At 58.2% G+C, this 17,391-nt stretch carries 19 protein-coding genes and 1 other RNA gene; 8 read left to right on the top strand and 12 right to left on the bottom strand.

The genetic code is table 11. The features are described 5' to 3' along the window. Positions 1-22: 22 nt before the first annotated feature. Entirely contained in the window at positions 23-691 is a 669-nt protein-coding gene (gene tpiA, locus FKB36_RS09530; protein WP_261597827.1) for a triose-phosphate isomerase, read from the top strand. A gap of 2 nt (positions 692-693) precedes the next feature. Here the strand turns inward: tpiA and FKB36_RS09525 are convergent, their stop codons facing one another. After that, positions 694-1,248, bottom strand: a complete 555-nt coding sequence (locus FKB36_RS09525) for a CBS domain-containing protein (RefSeq protein ID WP_261597826.1) — start codon at positions 1,246-1,248, stop codon at positions 694-696. An 85-nt stretch (positions 1,249-1,333) separates the two neighbouring features. Here FKB36_RS09525 and FKB36_RS09520 point away from each other — a divergent pair, with 85 nt between their 5' ends. Continuing rightward, positions 1,334-1,594, top strand: a complete 261-nt coding sequence (locus tag FKB36_RS09520) for a hypothetical protein (RefSeq protein WP_261597825.1) — start codon at positions 1,334-1,336, stop codon at positions 1,592-1,594. 41 nt (positions 1,595-1,635) lie between these two features. Here FKB36_RS09520 and rnpB read toward each other — a convergent pair. After that, positions 1,636-1,978: RNase P RNA component (gene rnpB / locus FKB36_RS09515), an RNA gene on the bottom strand. Between the two features lie 169 nt (positions 1,979-2,147). On the opposite strand from rnpB, the gene FKB36_RS09510 reads away from it, so the two are divergent. From FKB36_RS09510 to arcS, 4 genes are read left to right on the top strand one after another with little or no spacing between them, the layout of a single operon-like run. Further along, the gene (locus FKB36_RS09510) at positions 2,148-2,708 is read left to right on the top strand and encodes a flagellin (RefSeq protein WP_261597824.1); all 561 of its coding nucleotides are present in this window, start codon (positions 2,148-2,150) and stop codon (positions 2,706-2,708) included. 29 nt (positions 2,709-2,737) lie between these two features. Continuing rightward, positions 2,738-3,304, top strand: coding sequence for a TIGR00296 family protein (locus FKB36_RS09505; RefSeq protein ID WP_261597823.1), 567 nt, complete (start codon positions 2,738-2,740; stop codon positions 3,302-3,304). 5 nt (positions 3,305-3,309) lie between these two features. Continuing rightward, on the top strand, positions 3,310-4,761 hold the full coding sequence (gene tgtA, locus FKB36_RS09500) for a tRNA guanosine(15) transglycosylase TgtA (RefSeq protein WP_261597822.1): 1,452 nt from the start codon (positions 3,310-3,312) through the stop codon (positions 4,759-4,761). Then, on the top strand, positions 4,748-6,382 hold the full coding sequence (arcS, locus tag FKB36_RS09495; protein WP_261597821.1) for an archaeosine synthase subunit alpha: 1,635 nt from the start codon (positions 4,748-4,750) through the stop codon (positions 6,380-6,382). Before tgtA ends, arcS begins: the two co-directional genes overlap by 14 nt. A 402-nt stretch (positions 6,383-6,784) precedes the next feature. On the opposite strand, the gene FKB36_RS09490 is transcribed toward arcS, so the two are convergent. Both FKB36_RS09490 and FKB36_RS09485 read right to left on the bottom strand, forming a co-directional pair. Next, positions 6,785-7,108, bottom strand: coding sequence for a YbjQ family protein (locus tag FKB36_RS09490; RefSeq protein WP_261597820.1), 324 nt, complete (start codon positions 7,106-7,108; stop codon positions 6,785-6,787). 7 nt (positions 7,109-7,115) lie between these two features. Then, the gene (locus tag FKB36_RS09485; protein WP_261597819.1) at positions 7,116-7,292 is read right to left on the bottom strand and encodes a hypothetical protein; all 177 of its coding nucleotides are present in this window, start codon (positions 7,290-7,292) and stop codon (positions 7,116-7,118) included. Between the two features lie 181 nt (positions 7,293-7,473). Between FKB36_RS09485 and FKB36_RS09480 the strand changes: the two genes are divergently transcribed. Continuing rightward, positions 7,474-8,334: a sulfide/dihydroorotate dehydrogenase-like FAD/NAD-binding protein gene (locus FKB36_RS09480; RefSeq protein WP_261597818.1), complete on the top strand. Its 861-nt coding sequence runs from the start codon at positions 7,474-7,476 to the stop codon at positions 8,332-8,334. Further along, positions 8,327-9,673, top strand: coding sequence for an NADPH-dependent glutamate synthase (gene gltA / locus FKB36_RS09475; protein WP_261597817.1), 1,347 nt, complete (start codon positions 8,327-8,329; stop codon positions 9,671-9,673). Before FKB36_RS09480 ends, gltA begins: the two co-directional genes overlap by 8 nt. Before the next feature lie 659 nt (positions 9,674-10,332). Here gltA and FKB36_RS09470 read toward each other — a convergent pair. From FKB36_RS09470 to FKB36_RS09430, 8 genes are all read right to left on the bottom strand, one after another. Then, positions 10,333-10,710 (bottom strand): hypothetical protein, encoded by a 378-nt coding sequence (locus FKB36_RS09470; RefSeq protein WP_261597816.1) that lies wholly within the window; start codon positions 10,708-10,710, stop codon positions 10,333-10,335. A gap of 51 nt (positions 10,711-10,761) precedes the next feature. Beyond that, positions 10,762-10,947, bottom strand: coding sequence for a hypothetical protein (locus tag FKB36_RS09465; RefSeq protein WP_261597815.1), 186 nt, complete (start codon positions 10,945-10,947; stop codon positions 10,762-10,764). A gap of 156 nt (positions 10,948-11,103) precedes the next feature. After that, positions 11,104-11,895, bottom strand: coding sequence for a hypothetical protein (locus FKB36_RS09460; RefSeq protein ID WP_261597814.1), 792 nt, complete (start codon positions 11,893-11,895; stop codon positions 11,104-11,106). 452 nt (positions 11,896-12,347) lie between these two features. Next, entirely contained in the window at positions 12,348-12,929 is a 582-nt protein-coding gene (locus FKB36_RS09455) for a DUF4367 domain-containing protein (RefSeq protein WP_261597813.1), read from the bottom strand. Between the two features lie 39 nt (positions 12,930-12,968). Further along, the gene (locus tag FKB36_RS09450; protein ID WP_261597812.1) at positions 12,969-14,252 is read right to left on the bottom strand and encodes a hypothetical protein; all 1,284 of its coding nucleotides are present in this window, start codon (positions 14,250-14,252) and stop codon (positions 12,969-12,971) included. A gap of 867 nt (positions 14,253-15,119) precedes the next feature. Next, positions 15,120-15,737, bottom strand: coding sequence for a hypothetical protein (locus FKB36_RS09440; RefSeq protein WP_261597811.1), 618 nt, complete (start codon positions 15,735-15,737; stop codon positions 15,120-15,122). A 15-nt stretch (positions 15,738-15,752) separates the two neighbouring features. Continuing rightward, a complete protein-coding gene (locus FKB36_RS09435; protein ID WP_261597810.1) occupies positions 15,753-16,286 on the bottom strand; it encodes a hypothetical protein in 534 nt (177 codons plus the stop codon). Positions 16,287-16,304: 18 nt separating this feature from the next. Further along, positions 16,305-17,201 carry a hypothetical protein gene (locus tag FKB36_RS09430; RefSeq protein WP_261597809.1) on the bottom strand — a complete coding sequence of 299 codons (897 nt, stop codon included), beginning with the start codon at positions 17,199-17,201 and terminating at the stop codon, positions 16,305-16,307. Positions 17,202-17,391: the final 190 nt, after the last annotated feature.

The raw sequence follows: 17,391 nt of genomic DNA, 5'->3' as shown, positions 1-17,391 counted from the left end.
CTATCAGTCAGAAGTGATGAATATGGATTCCCCGTTCATTCTGGTCAATCTCAAGACCTATCAGGAAGGTATGGGCCACAACGCCCGCCGGATCGCCGTTGCGGCCGAGACCGTGTCGAGAGAGAGCGGAGCCGTCATCGGCATCGCGCCGATCTTCACCGAGATCCGCCCGCTGAGCCAGCATCATGCGATACCGGTCTACGCCCAGCATATCGATGCGATCACCCCCGGCGCCCATACCGGCCATATCCTCCCGGAAGCGGTCAGGTCGGCAGGCGCAAGCGGCACCCTGATCAACCACTCCGAGCGCCGCCTCACCCTGGCCGATATCGACGCCTGTATCCAGGCCGCCCGGAGGCTCAACCTTGAATCGGTCGTCTGCACGAACAACGACGCGACGAGCGCCGCCGCCGCAGCCCTCAAGCCCGACTACGTGGCGGTCGAGCCCCCGGAACTGATCGGGAGCGGGGTCTCGGTCTCGAAGGCCGACCCTGGGGTCATCGAGCGGTCGGTCAACGCCGTCCGGGCGGTGAACCCGGATGTAAAAGTCCTGACCGGAGCGGGCATCCAGTCGGGCGAGTGCGTCAAGATCGCCATCGACCTGGGGACGTGCGGCGTCCTCCTCGCCTCAAGCGTGGTCAAGGCCGAGGATCCCGAGGCGGTCCTCCGGGATCTGGTCTCGCTGCTCTAAAATCAGGTTATCAACGATATCAGGTCGTGCTTGGTGATCACACCCTGCACCTTCCCCTTCTCGATCACGATGACCGCGTGGCTGTGGTGCAGGAGGTGGACGACCGTATCGATGGACGCCGTCGGCGGAACCGTCGGGAACCCGGGCTCCATATAGTCCTGCACCACCTTCCGGTGCGTCTGGTGGAGCCCTCCTTCCTCCATGGCGTTCATGATCGCCGACTCGGATATGCACCCGACGGGTACGGCGTTCTCGAGCACCGGCAGCTGGGAGATACCGTTCTTGCCCATGATCTCGACGGCGCGGCTGACAGGGTCGTCCGGGGCAACAGAGAGCACGGGGGTGTGCATCACGTCGGCCGCCGTGACTGCCGAGTTCTCGGCTGCCCGCAGAACCTCCACGATCCTGGCGAGCGTGCTCACCCTCGGGTCGACGCTCCCCGCCTCGATCCGCGCGACCATGGATTGACTTATTCCGGCCATACGGGCAACATCGGCCTGTTTTAATCCCATCTGGAGCCGTTTCTCGCGCAGTTCAGTGGGGGTGGGTATCTCCATCTTATTACTATAGGTAATTTTTTGACTTATATATTTGCCTGTGGGCGCTGGAGAGGTTAATATACCCCCGGGCGCATGAGTGAGTATGGCCGTAACAGAGGAAGAACAGCAAGCCGTCCTTACAAAGGTCAGGGATATCCTCTCGACCATCCATACCCGGGACGCCGTCCGGAGCGAATTGGAATCCCTCGGGTTCGAGGTCAGGGCGGAGCACGGCGACGTCGTATCCATGGAGAACGCGCCCGCCGAGATCTTCGTCCATATATCCATGAACGACCGGGACGAGATCGTCGACTCACACGTCGTGACGTTTGAGGAGATCGACCTGAAACCGCGAGGCGGCTGAGGCTAGTTCTGAGAGATCCGAAAAAAGCTCGCGATTGTGAAGAGTGGGAGGAGTAAGCCTCCTTCTGTTCTGTGCGGCATTCAGCTACGCGCCGTACCTGGGCGGATACCAGACGATCCATGTGCCCGATTCTGGCTTGCACCCGCAGGGATTCACCGTTTCATCGTTTCCCGCCGCTACGTTCAACGAGTTGCGCGGAGACCCGCGCCGCTCGCCCCCGGATGGGGGCTCGATCGTTTCATCACTGACGGCGGGCCGTGTCGTTTCTGTGTCATTGCCGTGACTCTCGCCACCCGCACTTGCATGCGGCTGCGTGTCTGGCCGGTGGGAGGACTTTCCTCAGCGGCACAAGCATGTGCCACCGTCGGCCGCACTCTCCCTCTCCCATGTACTATCCGCCGCGGGAGTATATACCCGTGCGGGTGTTCCGCCCGGGCCCACCCGTAGCCGCCGGAAATGCGCCCGTTCTGCAGGGGGCTCCCATTCGGCCGCGCATACCGCGGTAGCAGATAGACATATATACCGGCTCCGGGGTCTTACCATTGGCGTTACCATGGGGGGAAGCGACGCTCATACACACCTGGAGCTTGCGGCGATCTTTGCGGCGCTCATTGCCGTCACCACACTCTTCTCGTTCGTCTCGCTCGGGGCGAACGGTATGACCGGGAGTTCCTCGCCCGATTTGGGTATATATCCCGTCTGCGCCGCAGGCGAACCTTGTCTGGAACCGGTCGGGGAGGTCACCGGCTCCTCGTCGGTTCCGGGGCACTCCGGCACCTTCGTCGATACCGTCGCCGTCCGCGTCGCCCATACCGGAAGAGGCGATCCGGTCGACCTTGCCCGGACCACCGTGACGGTCATGGCAGGGACTTACCTCGAGATCCTCGACCCGTCCGGGGACGTCCCTCTGCAACCGGGAACGTGGTCGGCGGCAACGCCCGGGGGCGACAACCTTCTTTCCGCCGGGGAAGAATGCACGATCCTCCTCCGCCTCGACCGCCCCATCCCCGCGGGCGAGTCCGTGACCGTTCTGGTGCGGCCCGAGGGCAACGCGCCCTGCTCCATCACCGGCCCGGCCGGTGCTCCCGCTTCCTCTTCCCCCGGGAAAGGCTAAAAGTATACAATATCATACGACCCATTTTGATGGAAATGCTGACCCCGGAAGAAGGCAGAACGGCAGTTCGACTGGCACGCCAGGCCATCGAGAAGGCCGTCGACGGTGAACGGATGGTGCTGCCCGATCTCCCTGAGGTCTTCAGGGAGAAGCGTGGCGTCTTCGTCACGATCAAGCGGCACGAACGTCTCCGCGGATGCATCGGCCTCCCATACCCGGTAAAACCGCTCGGCGACGCGATCGTCGAGGCGGCCGTCTCGGCGGCTATCGAGGACCCCCGGTTCCCGCCGGTATCGGGGTCGGAACTCACCGACCTCGATCTCGAGGTGACGGTGCTCACGCTCCCCCGGAAGCTCGACTGCCCGCCGGAGGAGCGCCCCGCCCATGTCGAGGTCGGGAAGCACGGCCTGATCGTCAGCGGCCTCGGGAGAGGAGGTCTCCTCCTCCCGCAGGTCCCGACCGAGTATGGCTGGAGCAGCAGGGAGTTCCTCGACCAGACCTGCGTCAAGGCCGGGCTTCCGCCCGGGTGCTGGAAGCGCGGCGACGTTGCCCTGCAGACGTTCGAGGGGCAGATATTCGAAGAAAAGGCGGTTTAACCCGAATGACAATCACGTTTGAAGTCATACACAAAGATATCGCGGGACGGGTCGGCAAGCTCAGGGTGAACGATAAAACAGTCCGGACGCCCGCGCTCCTCCCCGTCGTCAATCCCCACCTCCCCCTGGTCACCCCCCGCGAGATGCAGGAGATGGGCGTCGAAGCGCTGATCACGAACGCCTACATCTTCAGGCGGAGCGAGGCGTATCGCGACCGGGCGATAGCGGAAGGGCTTCACGGCGTCCTCGACTTCGACGGCGTCATCATGACCGACTCCGGCTCGTTTCAGCTCTCCGTCTACGGGGAGGTCGAGGTGAGCAACCAGGACACGCTTGAGTTCCAGCAGGCGATAGGAAGCGATATCGTCGTCCCCCTGGACATCCCGACCCCGCCGGACGCGGGGAGGGAGAGGGCGGAACGGGAACTTGCGGTCACGATGGAGCGGATCCGGGAGGCACAGGCCCTCTTCCCCGACGCGAACCTGGTGGGGCCGGTGCAGGGTGGCATCTTCCCCGACCTCCGCGAGGAGGCGGGCCGGGCCGTCCAGGACCTCGGTTTTGCCTTCGCTCCCATCGGTGCCGTGGTGCCGCTCATGGAGAATTACCGCTACCGGGAACTGGTCGAGGTCGTCCTCGCGGCCAAACGCGGTCTCTCCCCGGCGACCGCGGTCCACCTCTTCGGCGCCGGCCACCCGTCGATGTTCGCCCTCGCCGTCGCGATGGGCTGCGACCTCTTCGACTCGGCCGCATACGCCCTATTCGCACGGGAAGGGCGCTACATCACCCCGCATGGGAGCCTCAAGATAGACGAACTCGCGGAGCTCCCCTGCCCCTGCCGGGTCTGCCGCTCGATGACCGCCGACGAACTCCGCAAGGCCGACGACCGGGAGCGGCTGCTCGCCCTCCACAACCTGCACGTCACCCTCGCGGAGATCGCCCGCATCCGGCAGGCGATCCAGGACGGGACGCTCTGGGAACTCGTCGACGAGCGGTGCCGGAGCCACCCGCGCCTGCTCGACGGCTACCGGGAACTCCTCGCCCACGCTGCGGAACTCGAACGCGACGACCCCGTCTCCAAGCGCCGGTTCTTCTACCGGGGCTCGGAGACCTGCCGGAGGACGGAGGTGCTCCGGTTCCACGAGGTCGTCGGCCGGATCCCCGTCGGTGAGCGGGTGCTCGTCTCGTTCGACGGGAAAGCGGTTCCCGGGTTTGATACCCTCCTGAACTTCAAACCGCCTTTTGGGCCGTATCCGGTGGAGCTCGCGGAGACCTTCCCGGTAGGCCAGAGCGAGGTCCCGGGGTGGGACGACGAGATGGTCAGGTCGGGATGCGCAGGCATCCGCTCGCTGATGGAGGCGCACCCAGAGAGCCGGTTTGCCATCCGGTGCGACCCGGTGTGGGCGCGTCTCGTCCTCGAAGAGGTACCGGGTGCGGAGGTGCTCCATGAGCAGGTATGAGGCGCAAAAGCGCGACGGCCTCGCCCGGATAGGAACCTATGCGGAGGGGGAGACAAGCGTATCCCTCCCCGCCGCCCTCGATACGGGCGCCCTCTTCCCGGCGCTCCGGGAGCGCCCCCTCTCGAACGTCCCGCTCGGCATCGACCCGGCGTTCGTGGAGAACTACTTTTGTCCCGGCGAGGGGCAGCCGGTGGCCGTCCACCCGCTCGCCGCCTCGGCGGAGTCCGGGGACTGCGTCATGGTCGCGAACTGGCACACGGCAGGGAAGAACCCCCGGAACTACGCGGCGTGGCTTGCCGCCCTGAAGGAGAGCCTCCCGCCGGACACCGCGTGGTATGCCCCGGCATCGGCGCTCCCCTCGACCGCCTGCCTCCTCGTCTACTCGGGCTTCGACCTCTTCGACTACCGGGGGGTCGACCTCGCCTCCGCGCAGAAGAAGTTCTGCCTCCCCGAAGGCGAGTTCCCGGCAACACTCATGGAGACCGGGGTCTGCGGGTGCGAGGGCTGCCGTGAGGGCGACCTTCTGCAGCACAACCGTCTCGCGCTCGACCGCGAACTCGCCCTTGTGCGCCACTACATCGAGTCGGGACAACTCCGGGAACTGATGGAGGCCCGGTGCCGTGCGGACGCTGCACAGGTCGGCATCCTCCGGTTCCTCGACCGGAACTACGAACTCATGGAGCGTTCCCTCCCGGTGGCGCGGGCGGTTCCGATGCGGGCAAACACCTCTGAATCGCAGAACCGGGTGGAAGTCCGGCGGTTCGCCGACCGGGTGATCGAGCGGTTCGTCCCGACCAGAACAGACGTCGCGGTTCTCCTCCCCTGCTCGGCAAGGAAGCCCTACTCCCTCTCCCGGAGCCACAAAATCTTCATGAACGTCGTGGACCGGCGGGCGCACGAACTGATCGTCACCTCGCCCCTCGGCCTCGTCCCGAGAGAACTCGAGCGGATCTATCCCGCTGGCCACTACGACGTGCCGGTGACCGGCTACTGGGACCGCGAGGAGTGCGCCTTCATCGCCGATATCCTCGCCCGCTACTTCGCCGCGCACCCCTACCGGAGGGTGATCGCCCACCTCGACGGCGGGGCGCTCACGGTTGCGGAGATGGCGGCAAAAGCCTGCGGGTTTGATCTCGAAGTGACCTCTCAGGGGCACCCGACGGCGCCCGCCTCGCTCCGGGCCTTGAACGACGCCCTCGAAGGCGAGCGGCGGATGCAGACCGACACCATCCGCGGCACGGTCTCCTGGCAGTTTGCGACCGATATCAACACCAGAGGTCTCCAGATCCGGGGGAGGAGCATGCAGATGGCGGTTCTGCGTGGGAAGCAGCAGCTCTTCAGCATCGATCCCGGGACCGGGCTCTTCCGCCCGACGTTCGAGGGCTGGGCCCTGATACCGGAGGGTTACCGGGTCAGGATAGACGAGTTCGTGCCGCAGGGCGATGTCCTCGCGCCGGGGATCACCGACTGCGACCCCCGGATACGGGAGGGCGACGAGGTGCTGGTCGAAGGCCCGCTCGCGATCGCCACCGGGCGGGCGGTGATGGGCGCGGACGAGATGCTCCGGTCAAAGCGCGGGGTCGCGGTGCGGGTGCGGAAGGTGAAGAAGATCGGGGAGTGAGGGGCTTCACTTCCCCCTGGGGTCATTTTTTGTGGCGGTTGGCCCTGAAATCGCTGCAGGGCGTCGTTTTTTGTACCTGAGGCATCAGGGAACACAGCCTGGCGAGTATAGAGCCCGGTACAGTGGACCGTGGGGGTATCGCCACTGGGGGTGGGGCCGACGGGGAGGGGGTTCTCCCCCCTCCCCTGTCTCTACCCCAGAAGGCTATACCTGTGCCCCCACCCCGCCCGCCCTCCGGCCTCCTCCCCCGCCCCCGGGGGCGGGGGCAGTCATGGCGATAGCCGATGGAAATCCGTGTTATAGACACGTGAGTAGCAAGAACTTTAGCCCCGGCAAGAGGTCAAACACGTACTGTTAATCCCGATTAAAAAAGAAAAGCAGGATCCCCTGCCCTGAAAACCCTTACTTCCCCGGAACGAGCTTCACCGCCGTCCCGTAGGCGAGGAGTTCCGCTGCGGTCGCCATCGTCTGGGACGTCGTGAAGCGTATGTTCACCACGGCGTCGGCCCCGAGATCGCGCGCGGCGTTGACCATCCGGTTGTAGGCCTCGGTCCGGGCGTCGGCGAGCATATCGGTGTACTCCTGGAGTTCCCCGCCGAGGAGGCTTTTCAAACCCGCTGTGATATCCTTCCCGATATTCTTCGTCCGTACGGTGTTGCCGAAGACCACGCCCAGGATCTCTCCCACGGCGTAGCCCGGCACCTCTGCAGTCGTCGTCAGTATCATAGTCTGCTCACTCTCTGATTGCTTCGATCTTCTCCTCGCGCCCCCGCCACACGATCAGCGCGAGGCCGATCACGATGAACGGGACGGCATAGATGAGGAGGAACGGGATCCCCAGGATCGCGACGATCGCGATCGCTGCGCCGATGGCGGTCAGGGCAATCCCCCAGATCATCTGGTTTCGCATACTTATTTTCTGTGACGGAAAAGTGGATAACAGTTCGCGTTTTACCCGGCGACCATGCCCATCACGGCAGAACCCGGCGCCACCCTCTGGACTTGAGCAGCTGCAGTAAAGAGGCTGGAGTCACAATATGTACGAAGCGTTAGATCCAATTCGACGTTGAGATCGACCGGGGTAATCAGGAGTGAATCAGTTGTATAAGATAGAAGCGGCGACCCGACTCGCCGACCGGGTTTACGAATACTGGATACGTGCGCCGCAGGTGGCCGAGCACGCACGGGCGGGCCAGTTTGTCATTCTGCGCCTGCACGAGGAGGGCGAGCGGATACCGCTCACCATCTCCGCGGTCAGAGGGGACGCCGTACGGGTGATCTTCATGACCGTCGGTAAGACGACCGAGGAACTTGCGACCCTTCGCGCGGGCGACAGCATCAGCGACGTCGTCGGACCGCTCGGAAAGCCGAGCGAGATCGACAACTACGGCACCTGCTGTATCATCGGCGGGGGCGTGGGGATCGCGAGCACCCCTCTCATCGCGAAGGAACTGAAAAGTGCCGGCAACCATGTCATCGGGATCATCGGGGCGAGGAGCGCCGATCTCCTCATCCTCGAGGACGAGATGCGCGAGATCTGCGACGAACTCCATATCACGACCGACGACGGGAGCAAGGGCGTCCACGGGTTTGCGGCCGACGTCCTGAAGAAACTGCTCGCGGAGAGGAAGATCGACCGGGTCTGGATCATCGGCCCCGCCATCATGATGAAGGTCACCGCCGGTGCGACGGTTCCCTACGGCGTGAAGACTTACGTGAGCCTCAACCCGATCATGGTCGACGGGACAGGGATGTGCGGCTCCTGTCGGGTGACCGTCGGGGGAGAGACGAAGTTTGCCTGCGTCGACGGCCCCGAGTTCGACGCGCACCAGGTCGATTTTGCCGAACTGATGCAGCGGCAGCGGATCTACACCGGGCAGGAGAAGGCCTCGCTCGAGCGGTTTGCGGAGCACCGGTGCCGGTGCGGCGAAGGAGGCCACCACCATGAGTGACCGGCCTGCCGACGTCCGGGTCAAGGATTTCAAGGAGGTCGATGGCGGCCTCTCCGCCGACGAGGCGATAGCCGAAGCGGAGCGTTGCCTCCAGTGCAAGAAGCCGCTCTGCGTGAAGGGCTGCCCCGTCTGCATCGACATCCCCGCGTTCATCGGGCACGTCGCGGAAGGGGACTTCCCCGCCGCCGCACGGGCGCTCAAGGAGCAGAATATGCTCCCCGCCATCTGCGGCCGGGTCTGCCCGCAGGAAACCCAGTGCGAGGGCGTCTGCATCCTCGGGAACAGGGAGACGGCGATCCGGATCGGCGCGCTCGAGCGGTTCGTGGCCGACCGGGAGCGGGAGAGCGGCGCCGAACTCCCCGATGTGGCAAAGGCGACCGGGAAGCGCGTGGCGGTCGTGGGCTCCGGCCCCGCCGGGCTGACGGCCGCGGCCGAACTCGCCCGCACCGGCCACGCCGTCACGATCTATGAGTCGCTCCACGAGGCCGGCGGTGTCCTGACCTACGGCATCCCCGCGTTCCGTCTCCCGAAAGACGTCGTCAATGCCGAGATAGACCAGGTGCTCGCCCTCGGCGTCCGGTTGAAGAAGAACCACCTCGTAGGCCGGAGCGTCAGCGTCGACGAACTCCTCGGCTACGACGCGGTCTTCCTCGGGACCGGGGCGGGGCTTCCTGCGTTCATGTGCATCCCCGGGGAGAACTTAAACGGCGTCTACTCGGCAAACGAGTTCCTGACGAGGGTGAACCTGATGCACGCCGAGGCGTTCCCCGAGGTCGATACCCCGGTTCTCCATGCCGGCCGCGTCGCGGTGATCGGCGGCGGCAACGTCGCAATGGATTCGGCCCGGGTGGCCCGCCGCCTGGGGGCGAAGGTCACGCTGATCTACCGGCGGGGCGAGGAGGAGATGCCGGCACGGAGGGCCGAGGTCGAGCACGCGAAGGAGGAAGGGATCGAGTTCCTCACCTGCACGAACCCGACCCGGATCCTCGGCGAGCAGTGCTGTGTCACCGCTATCGAGTGCGTGAAGATGTCCCTCTGCGGCCTCGACGCGAGCGGCCGCCGGTCGCCTGAACCGATCGAGGGGAGCGAGTTCACCCTCGACGTGGACATGGTCATCCAGGCGATCGGCACGAGCCCGAACCCGCTCCTCGTCTCCCTGATCCCGGGGCTTGAGCGCGGCCGGAGAGGCAACGTCGTCGTCGACGAGAACGGCCGGACGTCCATCCCCCGCGTCTATGCCGGCGGGGACATCGCCACCGGTGCGGCGACGGTGATCGAGGCGATGGGCTCGGCAAAGCGCGCGGCGGCGGCGATCGACGCGATGCTGAAAGGAGAGTAACCTTTTTTTGAGGCGGACCCAAAGCGAGTTGTGGAGGTTCACATTCAAAGGGTTTCGTTCCCTTGCCTTTTGCCCAGTGTGCCTCGAAACCCCTCGTATGTTATATGTTCAGTTCTAGGTCTTTCTTTGGATATTGATACTGACGAGTGCCACTTCTCCACATCAACAGATCTCCCTTGGATATCACGACTGTGGGTGGGCTGATGGAGGTGTTCCATTCCTCAGTCTCTAACTCGCAAAAATCCGCATGTCACATCGACCCCACCCGACCTCCTCCTCTGCACCTCCGGTGCTCAAACTCCTGCCGTTCGCTACGCTCCCGGCAGTTGTTCCCCGCCCTAAGGGCGGGGCAGTCATGGCGATACCTGGTGAAAAGCCGTGCCCTGAGTGCCCCCTAATTGTGGCCATCTGGAACAAACTGGTAGGTTCGGCAAAGCCGAAAATTCGACCTTCATGCATCGTGCCTGCTTGCCAAACTCGCATCCAGATCTCCGCAGAATAGGCAGTTTTGGCCCTCGAAGAGGCGTTTCAGGGTTGTATACAGAATTTCACTCACGATTGAATCCGATGCAGGTTTGTTTGTTAGGGAAAGGGATACACCCATTCCTGTGGTTCCTTCAGGCAGTCAGTTGAGCTCTGCAGTACGACACGAGATTGTCTCACGGCAACTGTTTCTCAAGTGTGAGTGTGGCGTTTGCTCCAGGCGGAACATATGTACCAATATAGCGAATTTCGATAGGAATACTTGGTGATTCTGGCACGCTATCACTCTCTACATTCTCTAGAATGATCCCTCTAAAGCCTACTACCATGCCATTGACTTGATAGTCTTCGTCCAGATTAACAGGAGCGTAGCGTGTTCCGTTTGCCGCCTGCATGATATATGTCCCGTTATCGCTTTCGACGTATACGATCGTTCCAATAACGGTTTCTTCATTGGTTTTTCCTGTATCAGTACAACCGCTTGAGAACAAAGTTAAAACAAGGATGAATGTAACTGATATAACTGAAAGGTGGGGCAATATCCTACGTACCATCTGTATACACTCTCACTATCTTAAACTTCCTGACATATAGTTTTCTTGGCGCTACTCTTTGGAACCTTGAAGGTTGAGAAAACCTTCCGACAGCATCTGCTGCTTTTGACGATACACACGATGGATGAACAGAGGATGCGGCATCACTTCAAACGGCCCTTTGTAGTGCTTGATCCATTTATTCAAGACAGAGTTGGAAACGTGCTTCATAATCGCGATCTGTTCACGCCCGATCATGACTGCTGAGGGTCCTCAAAGTCCAAAGGGGTAGCGTCAAGAGCATAAATTGTAGTTTTATCCAAGTTTGCTAACTATATGTTCTCGAATGCACCCACTGACCTGAGAAAGATTTGTTCAAAAAAGAAGTCGTTTTTCTGTTCAGCCAGTTTAGAATCAACTAACATAAAACACCTGGCTCGTGCTGTATGCCGGGTTAGACCCAATAATAACGTAATCCGGAGGTGGGATCTCATAGTGGTCACCAAGCACTTGGTAAAAATAACCCCCATCTACAGATTTTTCCCCCATTACTGTCAGGGATAACGGTAAAACCGCAGTTTTTTCCTTGTATGCGATTTCCACCCACGCCGGTTCGACGAACATGAATAATCGTGTTTTCACTGACATATAGGGCATTCTTATTTCAGGACTTGAATGAGTTGAAGAATAATACTCAACAATCCTATTTCCATGATAAGCCCACGATTTTCCAGTAATGCTCACATGGATGGGGTCCGATGCGGCATTATTGTTCACTAGACTTCGGAGAACTGTAACACCTTCTTCAGCAGACGGAACTTTGATGAGACTGACTGTCGAAGTATATGTCCTCGACTTGATCTCGCTCATCTCCTCTTCTGTGAGAGGTTCTGGAGTTTGCTCTTCGGAAGCAGTCCATTGGATTTTACTGGACCTGTATAGTTCCTGAAGGTTTTCTGGAAGTTTCTCCATCTCACCAGGATAAATTGCTTCATAAAATTCTGCGTAAGTGATATCCTTCCCAATAAGACTGGCGATTAATTTCTCAGAATAACCTTCCTTAGGTAAATTTGAAGCATCTAACTCAGCATATCCATTACGATCATATGCGCTTGCAATAGGAACAAACATCGCGCCACATATGCACAATGCTATTAGAATCCTGAGTGTTTGCTGTGTATTTCTTGTTCTCGTTTTTTCATTCATTTGCTTTCCTCCTGTAACATTCCCGGAGGCAAAAGAGGCACAACCCTACGTACGTGGAATGCGAACCATTCTTTCGCCTTCGGGCAGTGGGGGTTCACCCGACGTTTGGCGAATCGGCTGGGTGTGCCTCCGCCATTCTGCGAACGCGTTTCGGGCACCCGCACAAGGACATAGGCATCAAGCCATTTATGTTTTCTGTCCTATTTCTTTACACGTACGTCAGCTGTTTGCAGAAGTGACGCGATTGATCCCATCCCACCCCCGGGGGACGGAGCAGAGAAGAAGGGCTGTTCCATCGGCGAGGTCGGCTGACGAGCCGGTGGGAGAGGGCGCCGAGTTCGATCCCGGCTCCGAACGCTGTTTTCTTGCCGCCGGTGATCAGACTTGTGGTATACGGCAATAAGGAGTTTTCGTCCGGCTCCTCTCCCCGTAAAAGGAGCCGGTAGTGTTTTTTAGGGAATAGACTGCGCTACCCGGATCAATTCTTCGCGGTCAAGCGACCCACGCACATAATACGTAGCGTTCCCGGCCGCCGTCCAGGCGATCAGCCGTTCCGATTCGGTCTTGTAAATCCGTCCCGGGTATCCCCTTATATCAACGGCTTCCGGCTCATTGCGAACAATCTGATCTTTTGCATGGGGGTTACACCCGTACTTGCTCCAGGTGACGTCAAGCAGCGTCATATCGGTAGTCCACGATGCGTTCTGTATTGTGTCGTTGCGTGCGTAGCGCAGGGTCTCGCCGATCGTTGTGTAGTGGCCGCAGGTCTCGTTCCAGACAGTGGCTATCAGGAGGCCGTAAAGAGTATACTCCCCGGGGATGTATGACGGCGGGGAGAAACTCGTGTATTCGGCGGGGTCCTCCCATTCCTCGATCCTGATGAAGGCTGAATCCCGGAGTGACGGTGCATTGTCGGGGGGAAGTTCGGTTATGGGCGACGGCGTAACCTCTGCGGGATCGGTGGCCGCGGGCTCGGTGCACCCCGCGGTGAGGAGAATAAACGAGAGTATTACCATGATATAGTGAGGCTTCACGTGACTTTTCCCTCCATAAATTTAAAAAATAGATATAATCTAAGATGAACCACTTCCACTACAGTAGGCATGTGTATAGATTATACCCGACCCGGTTGAATACGACGTGCTCACATAAGAATCGTATTGTCGGTCGTAGTATGAGAATACATCGGCCGGTCTGTCCCAGGTACTTCCCTGCCTGCACCATTCATCCATTATCGGCGATGTGCGTGCATCAAAGGAAAAGGTCGAGTCGTCCCAAAGGAATAGTTCCGACGACCCTACACTTCGCTTGATGAATTGACTCGGATCGCTATCATCATCGTAATAATAGTATCCCAGCCATTCTTCGGTTGTCGTATCCTGGATCCAGATCTCATATTTTCCTAACGTAGAACCACTACCGATCGACACATAGTAATTATACTCGTGAGGGAGGGATGATCTGGATACGTCGATATACGGGTCAGGACCCGGATAAATTGCATTAGAATTGTCGTCATATACTACCGGATATAACTTGATGTTCCCCACTCCGGGAAGGGCGTCTTCGTACTCGACAACAATTTCAATTGTGTCAAGGGGTTCCCCTGATACATCGAAACGGTTTAAATTTATTTCTCTCTCCTGGAAAATCGTGTATCTAGCTCCGGAATTTGAATAGTAGTATGGTCTAATTTTCCCTGTAAGATACGTAACTTCATTTCCTGAATCGGCCATAAACCGTACTCTGGAGAGGTATGGCTGCACATCACGTTCCATATTAACTTCAAGTGAATTAATCGCTTCCAGATCGCTATCGGATAATTTAGATCGAGAGCGGTCTGCGGTGTTCTCCGGGTGCTGTTGGTAGTAAGTACTGATATCTGTATAATGTGAAAAATATTCCAGCGGGAAACTCAGGTCGATGCAACCAGGGTCTCCATTCAATGCCCTTAACATTGTATCAGGTATTGTTAATACTGCTACAGGGTCATCTTCAGCAATTCCTACCTGTATTAGGTAATCCGGAGATTTTTCTACAGAACAATCCGATTCTCCGAATGCGGCGAAGGGAAGAGATAATTCAACGATTCCGGGGGATTGCAGTCCTACCTGTTTTGCAACATATGCTTCGGATAGGATGATCGTCGTTAGGTCGGATCCTGTCATTGGCGACGCTGGCTCGACACCGCTCCAGTCAAAGAGGGGAGGTTGGACATTATCAACCAATCGAAACGTTGTATTATGGGGTTCTGCCTGAGGGTTGTTCGTTGCACTCACCACTGACACAACACCCGCGCTCACCAGCAGCATTGCCAGGAGCACGGAGAGTGCCCGCATTCCAATGTTTCCATTCATTTGCTTTCCTCCTGTAACATTCCCGGAGGCAAAAGAGGCACAACCTTAAGTGCATAGAATGCGAACCACTCTTTCGCCTTCGGGCAGTGGGGGGGCTCATCCGGCCTTGCACGGATAGGGTGAGCCTCCGCGGTTTTGCGAACACTGTTTTGAACATCCGCATAAGGGGATAGACCCGGGCCTATATAGCATTTCTCTCACATTCCTCTACATGTCCGTTGGCTGTTTGTGAAAGTGAGACGATCGATCCTGCGACGGGGAGCACGGACGCAGGAGGAAGGCTGTTCTCGCGGCGAGGAAAATTATGCGGTCTGCGCCGCGGAGGCTACGCAATGGATCAGAAAAAAGAGTTCAAACAGCCGCCGGGCCCTGCTGTGCGGCTTCCCCGCAGGGAAAGGAGTCGAAACATCGAAAGGGTGACTTGCGACGATTCGTGAGTGCGACAGACGAAACGCCCGGGACATCGTCGTCGGCGAGAACGGCCGGACGTCTATCCCCCACGTCTACGCCGGCGGGGATATCGCCACCGGCGCGGCGACGGTGATCGAGGCGATGGGCGCGGCGAAGAAGGCAGCGGCGGCGATCGACGCGATGCTCCGAGAAGAATAACTACTTTTTCGGATCGGACGAGGATTTCTGCCGGAGTAAAATCGGTTGAACAGATTCTTTGGAAGTGTCGTCCGGGGCATGAACACAGAGGGGCAACACTTCGTAGAAGCGGAGTTCGAGAATATCACAGGTCTTCGAGCGGGCTGCTCACTCTTGAGCCAGAAGGAGCAGAGAGACACTCACATCCTCGGGTACCGATCACCCGTATCGGAATGGCCTCGTGGGAAGGCGTTGATATCACCCCTTTATCTCCATTCGTTACACAGAATCTGCCTCATTAGATATCCGAACGATAGCTAACCAACCGCGTCGGCACCAGAGGGCAAGTACGCAAAGCAGGATGCCGAGCAGGGGGAGCCCAGCGTAGACGTAGGCTATGCCGGCGATGTCGTAAAGCGATGGAGAGTCTATTATGACGTTCTCTGGGAGGGGTGGGGCGAGGAAGAGGCCGTAAGCCCAGAGGAGACCAATTAGGCTGATGAGCCCTGCCTCGATGCCTCCGAACCATGCCAGTGACCCCTGCCGGAGCGGGAATGCCAGGAGCAGGAGGAGAACGGCTGGAGCGAGAAAGATTGTTGCCAGCAGGCTGATGGCGGATAACTGGTATAACGGCCCAAAGATGGCGAGCAGCAGCAGGAGAACTGTGAGGGGAACTGCCGCCCACCATCTGCCGCCGTCCTGCCCCACGGCTCCGGCAAACAGCACCGCTCCTGTAAGGGAGATAATGCAAAAGAGAAGTAACACCGGGGAATAGTCGGTGATTCTGTACGCAAACTGGCCTACATGGGCAAGCCTGACGTACTCGCTGATCACAGGCAGGGCGATGAAGTACGCTGCGATGAGAGCAAGCAAGAGCGAGGTTCTGTATTTTGCCATGTTAATCCACTCCGATCAAAGCAAAGCGAGTAGCGAATCGGGGTCTCCGGTCGCCAGCCAGTGTACGATGGCGAAAAAGTTCGGTATTGACGCTATTAATACGATCAATCCTAAGAACATGGCAGCAGTCGCAATCGTCTTTTCTTTGGTCAGTTGACTTGAACCAAACCCGATAATACCTAACCCGATGCCCCCGAAAACTGCAGCAATGGGAATCGGGTTGACGATTAAGTGCCCCTGAGAAGACAGCCACAATGCATCGATGACGGGACAGAGCACCCCGTAAACTAAAAAAGGAATGACAAAACTAATAATGTGTTCCGCCCTCCGGAAGAAAACGGCGGTTAAAAGAACCGGAATAATAAAATCACATGCAATGAAAAGTGCATAGACGATTCGAAGCGCGGCGATATCATTCTCAAGCGGAAATAACTCGATGAAGATCCTTGGTGCGAGTAACGAGATCAGGATCAGACAACCCAGTATAACGAACGGCATTTGCCGTTGCAATAACCCGACACTGTTGAGGCACTTTACTTCAGCGTACATACAATTTCCCCTAAAAAATTAGCCCATGTGGAGCACTATGCCCCAACCGTCATGAGCCCATTCCCAACCATCGCTGTTGAAGAGATTTACCCACGTCCAATCATCAAGGTTGAGATAATCATCAGCAAAACCAAAGGCAAAATTTCTCCCGTAAATGCAGCAGTTGTCGCTTAAGACATGGCCTATGGGGAGTTGAAATGTCTCGTAGTGACAGTTTCCATAACACCAGTAGCCAATATCAGGATCATAAAGCCCATCAAATAGAACCATGTGGTATCGAGTAGTTAAGTATGCACCGTTTTCAATTTGGTTTGTGGAACCGCCTGTGCCACTGGATCCAACCCACGCTAGACTGCTGGGTGAATCACCGCGCATACTGTACTCCGCATATCCAAGTGCTGTGTTCCATTGACCAGTGTTAATGAAATCCATTGCAGCCTGATGGCGATTTCGATTGAAAAAGATCAAATTTGCTGGGCCATCACTGTCATCCATTACGGTATCTCTACTTACATATGGCCATATGTACACGTCTTCGCCAAGGATCTGTCGAATATCCCCCAGTGACTTAATGCCTACTTCTGAAGGATGCACTGTTGCCTTGATATACGCATCTTCAACCATTTTTGTGGCGATCTCTTCCCCGAATTGCTTCGTCAAAAATTTGATGTATTCCTCGTTTGCCCGATAGAATTCCTCTTTTGACATGGGTTTATTATACTTTTCGGCATCGATCGGGATCACCTTTGAATCGGTGACTTTATCTGTGGATTTAAAATACGGACTTTGTATATTTAACCGATTAGCAAGTGTTTCATCATCACTCTGTGCAGCCATTGCCGGAACAACGCCCATACTCACCAGCAGTATGGCGAAGAGCGCGGAGAGTGCCCGCATTCCAGTTCTTTTTTTCATGTGTTTCAGCTCCTCTTTCGTTCACCGGAGGCAAAAGAGGCACACATTTAAGTACGCAGAACGCGTACGTTCCCTTTGCCTCCGGGCATGCGGGGCGCGTCATCCGGTCGTCAACCAGGGATGGGCAGCCCCACACCTTTTGCGGACGCCGCTCGGAAGCATCCACACAAGGACATGGGCGTCGATCTAT

Origin of the sequence: Methanoculleus formosensis (assembly GCF_025384765.1) — an archaeon.
Lineage (GTDB): Archaea > Halobacteriota > Methanomicrobia > Methanomicrobiales > Methanoculleaceae > Methanoculleus > Methanoculleus formosensis.
Note: the sequence above shows the minus strand (reverse complement) of the source record. Positions and strands in the feature narration are given on the sequence as shown.

Excerpts from the sequence above, each read along its gene's own strand:
- tpiA (WP_261597827.1), top strand. The coding sequence starts at position 23 with ATGGATTCCCCGTTCATTCTGGTCAATCTCAAGACCTATCAGGAAGGT.
- FKB36_RS09440 (WP_261597811.1), bottom strand. The coding sequence starts at position 15,737 with ATGGCAAAATACAGAACCTCGCTCTTGCTTGCTCTCATCGCAGCGTAC.
- tgtA (WP_261597822.1), top strand. The coding sequence starts at position 3,310 with ATGACAATCACGTTTGAAGTCATACACAAAGATATCGCGGGACGGGTC.
- FKB36_RS09430 (WP_261597809.1), bottom strand. The coding sequence starts at position 17,201 with ATGAAAAAAAGAACTGGAATGCGGGCACTCTCCGCGCTCTTCGCCATA.
- FKB36_RS09485 (WP_261597819.1), bottom strand. The coding sequence starts at position 7,292 with ATGCGAAACCAGATGATCTGGGGGATTGCCCTGACCGCCATCGGCGCA.
- FKB36_RS09520 (WP_261597825.1), top strand. The coding sequence starts at position 1,334 with ATGGCCGTAACAGAGGAAGAACAGCAAGCCGTCCTTACAAAGGTCAGG.
- FKB36_RS09450 (WP_261597812.1), bottom strand. The coding sequence starts at position 14,252 with ATGAATGGAAACATTGGAATGCGGGCACTCTCCGTGCTCCTGGCAATG.
- FKB36_RS09505 (WP_261597823.1), top strand. The coding sequence starts at position 2,738 with ATGGAAATGCTGACCCCGGAAGAAGGCAGAACGGCAGTTCGACTGGCA.
- FKB36_RS09470 (WP_261597816.1), bottom strand. The coding sequence starts at position 10,710 with ATGGTACGTAGGATATTGCCCCACCTTTCAGTTATATCAGTTACATTC.
- FKB36_RS09510 (WP_261597824.1), top strand. The coding sequence starts at position 2,148 with ATGGGGGGAAGCGACGCTCATACACACCTGGAGCTTGCGGCGATCTTT.
- FKB36_RS09525 (WP_261597826.1), bottom strand. The coding sequence starts at position 1,248 with ATGGAGATACCCACCCCCACTGAACTGCGCGAGAAACGGCTCCAGATG.
- FKB36_RS09435 (WP_261597810.1), bottom strand. The coding sequence starts at position 16,286 with ATGTACGCTGAAGTAAAGTGCCTCAACAGTGTCGGGTTATTGCAACGG.
- FKB36_RS09465 (WP_261597815.1), bottom strand. The coding sequence starts at position 10,947 with ATGATCGGGCGTGAACAGATCGCGATTATGAAGCACGTTTCCAACTCT.
- FKB36_RS09460 (WP_261597814.1), bottom strand. The coding sequence starts at position 11,895 with ATGAATGAAAAAACGAGAACAAGAAATACACAGCAAACACTCAGGATT.
- arcS (WP_261597821.1), top strand. The coding sequence starts at position 4,748 with ATGAGCAGGTATGAGGCGCAAAAGCGCGACGGCCTCGCCCGGATAGGA.
- FKB36_RS09490 (WP_261597820.1), bottom strand. The coding sequence starts at position 7,108 with ATGATACTGACGACGACTGCAGAGGTGCCGGGCTACGCCGTGGGAGAG.
- gltA (WP_261597817.1), top strand. The coding sequence starts at position 8,327 with ATGAGTGACCGGCCTGCCGACGTCCGGGTCAAGGATTTCAAGGAGGTC.